Source organism: Streptomyces sparsus (assembly GCF_054776295.1).
Map to the genome: position 1 here is coordinate 1 of NZ_BAAHCA010000680.1, position 2,671 is coordinate 2,671.

General features: G+C 71.8%; 4 protein-coding genes. 2 read left to right on the top strand and 2 right to left on the bottom strand.

Annotated features, from left to right (window positions below):
• On the bottom strand, positions 1-785 hold a 785-nt coding region (locus tag ACYVE9_RS22030; RefSeq protein WP_461029626.1), incomplete at its 3' end, for a beta-ketoacyl synthase N-terminal-like domain-containing protein.
• A 340-nt stretch (positions 786-1,125) separates the two neighbouring features.
• Positions 1,126-1,749 carry a futalosine hydrolase gene (locus tag ACYVE9_RS22035; RefSeq protein WP_461029627.1) on the bottom strand — a complete coding sequence of 208 codons (624 nt, stop codon included), beginning with the start codon at positions 1,747-1,749 and terminating at the stop codon, positions 1,126-1,128.
• 25 nt (positions 1,750-1,774) lie between these two features.
• Between ACYVE9_RS22035 and rpsR the strand changes: the two genes are divergently transcribed.
• Positions 1,775-2,011, top strand: coding sequence for a 30S ribosomal protein S18 (rpsR, locus tag ACYVE9_RS22040; RefSeq protein WP_003978893.1), 237 nt, complete (start codon positions 1,775-1,777; stop codon positions 2,009-2,011).
• 18 nt (positions 2,012-2,029) lie between these two features.
• Complete coding sequence (gene rplI / locus ACYVE9_RS22045) at positions 2,030-2,476, top strand: 50S ribosomal protein L9 (protein WP_461029628.1); 447 nt, start codon at positions 2,030-2,032, stop codon at positions 2,474-2,476.
• Positions 2,477-2,671: the final 195 nt, after the last annotated feature.

The following is a 2,671-nucleotide window of genomic DNA, read 5'->3' on the forward strand; positions in this document are numbered from 1 at the left end:
TCGGCCCAGCCGGTGCCGTCGGCGTCGTCGGAGAAGGCCTTGCAGCGGCCGTCGGCGGCGAGGCCGCCCTGGAGGCCGAACTCGATGAAGGCGCCGGGGCTGGACATGACGGTGACGCCGCCGACGGCGGCGAGGGAGCACTCGCCCGAGCGGAGGGACTGAGCGGCGAGGTGGAGTGCGACGAGCGAGGAGGAGCAGGCGGTGTCGACCGTGACGGCCGGGCCCTCCAGGCCGAGCGTGTAGGCGACCCGGCCGGACAGGACCGACATGGAGTTGCCGGTGAGCAGGTGTCCGCGGACGTCGTCGGGCACCTCGCGCAGCCCGGAGGTGTAGCCCTGGTCGCTGCATCCGACGAAGACCCCGGACCGGGTGCCGCGCAGGGTGGCCGGGTCGAGGCCGGCCTGTTCGAAGGCTTCCCAGGTGACTTCGAGCAGCAGCCGCTGCTGCGGGTCCATGGCGAGGGCTTCGCGCGGTGAGATGCCGAAGAAGCCCGCGTCGAAGCGGTCGGCGTCGTCGACGAACCCTCCCCGGCGGCGGGTGCCGTCGACGGCGGCGGTGTGCCAGCCGCGGTCGGCGGGCCAGTCCGTGACACCGTCGCCGCCGGACGCCAACAGGTCCCAGAACTCGTCGGGGGTGCGCACGCCGCCCGGCAGCCGACAGCTCATGCCGACGATGGCGATGGGCTCCTGCTCGCGGGACTCCAGGTGCCGGAGCTTGCGGCGGGTCTCGTGCAGGTCGACGGTGACCCGCTTGAGGTAGTCCCGAAGCTGCGCTTCATTCGTCATGGACTGCCCCCATGGTGTCGGTTCGGTCGGTGGCGGCGCACGGAGCGGTGGTGTCGCACGGGGACGTGAGCCGGTCGCCCGGCGGCCGGGACGGCCCTGGTACCGGTGGGTTCCGGGTGCCGGATGGGTTCGGCCCGGGGTCGTGGCCTCGTGCGGCGTGGACAGCATGACCCGCGCGGGATGGCGATTTTGACCCCCGGCGGGGTTCTCTGGGGAAACCCTTGGAAATCGGCTCCGGTCGCACGCCTCCGCAGGCGGGGGACGTCGGCGCGGGGTGCGCGGCCGTGGCCGGGGCCCGTGCGGAGCAGCGGGCGTGGCGGGTGTACGGGCTGCCGGGCGGTCAGGTGTAGGGCGGCGGGGCGCCCTTGTCGAGCACGGTGCGCAGGGTCGCGAAGGCGTCGCGCAGGGCGGCCAGTGCTCCGGCTATCTGCCAGGTCGAACGGTCCCTGGGGCCGACGTGGTTGGAGACGGTACGGATCTCCAGGAGGGGGGTGCGGTGGGCGGCTGCGGCCTCGGCGACGCCGAATCCCTCCATCGCCTCGGCCGCCGCGCCCTCGTGGCGTTCTTGCAGCGCCTGTGCGCGTTCGGCGGTTCCGGTGGCGGTGGAGACGGTCAGCACGGGTGCGTGGACGGCTCCGAGGGCGCGGGCGACGGCCGCGGCGAGGTGCGGGGTGCAGGCGTGCGTGGTGGTGCCGAATCCGAGGCGGTCGACGGACAGGAAACCGTCCGCGGAGTCCGCTCCCAGATCCGCTGCCACGACGCGGTCGGCGACGACGACGGAGCCGAACGTGGTGACCGGCGGGAATCCGCCGGCGATGCCCGCGGCGATGACGAGGTCGTACGGTTCGTGGCGCAGGCCGGCCGCGGTGAGCGCGGCAGCGGTGGCGGCGGCTGGGGCGGAAGCTCCGGCGGCGGTGGCGGCTACTCGGACGAGCCCCCCTTCTAGAGGGCGCTCGGCACACACTTCTTGAACTCACTGGAGAGAGACAATGGCGAAGCCGCCTGCTCGCAAGCCGAAGAAGAAGGTTTGCGTGTTCTGCAAGGAGAAGATCTCCTATGTGGACTACAAGGACACGAACCTGCTGCGGAAGTTCATTTCCGACCGTGGCAAGATCCGTGCCCGCCGGGTCACCGGCAACTGCACCCAGCACCAGCGTGACGTCGCCACGGCCGTGAAGAACAGCCGCGAGATGGCACTGCTGCCCTACACGTCGACCGCTCGATAAGGAAAGGGTGACCGAATCATGAAGATCATCCTTACCAACGAGGTCTCCGGCCTCGGTATCGCCGGTGACGTCGTCGAGGTCCGTGACGGATACGCCCGCAACTACCTGCTCCCCCGCGGTTTCGCCATTCGGTGGACCAAGGGCGGAGAGAAGGACGTCGAGCAGATCCGCCGCGGTCGCAAGATCCGCGAGATCGCCACGATCGAGCAGGCCAACAGCATCAAGGGCCAGCTCGAGAGCGCCCAGGTGCGTCTCAAGGTCCGTGCCGGTGACGGCGGCCGCCTGTTCGGCTCCGTCACCCCCGCTGACATCGCCGGTGCGGTGAAGTCGGCCGGCGGTCCCGAGCTGGACAAGCGGCGCATCGAGCTCCGCTCGCCGATCAAGTCGCTCGGCGCGCACGAGGTCTCGGTCCGGCTGCACCCCGAGGTCGTCGCCAAGGTCGGCGTCGAGGTTCAGCCCGCCTGACCAGGTGTTCCTTCGGAAGGGCCGTCATCCCGTCAGCGGGGTGGCGGCCCTTCCGGCATGCGGCCCCTCCGGCATGCGCGAGGCGCCGAGTACGGTCGGGGGCGGCTGGGTGCGGGCAGGGGTGGCCGATTTGCGGGGAGGGCGGACACCTCGCAGGACGGCCGGGCGCGGCCCGGATCGGGCGCGCGCGGCGGC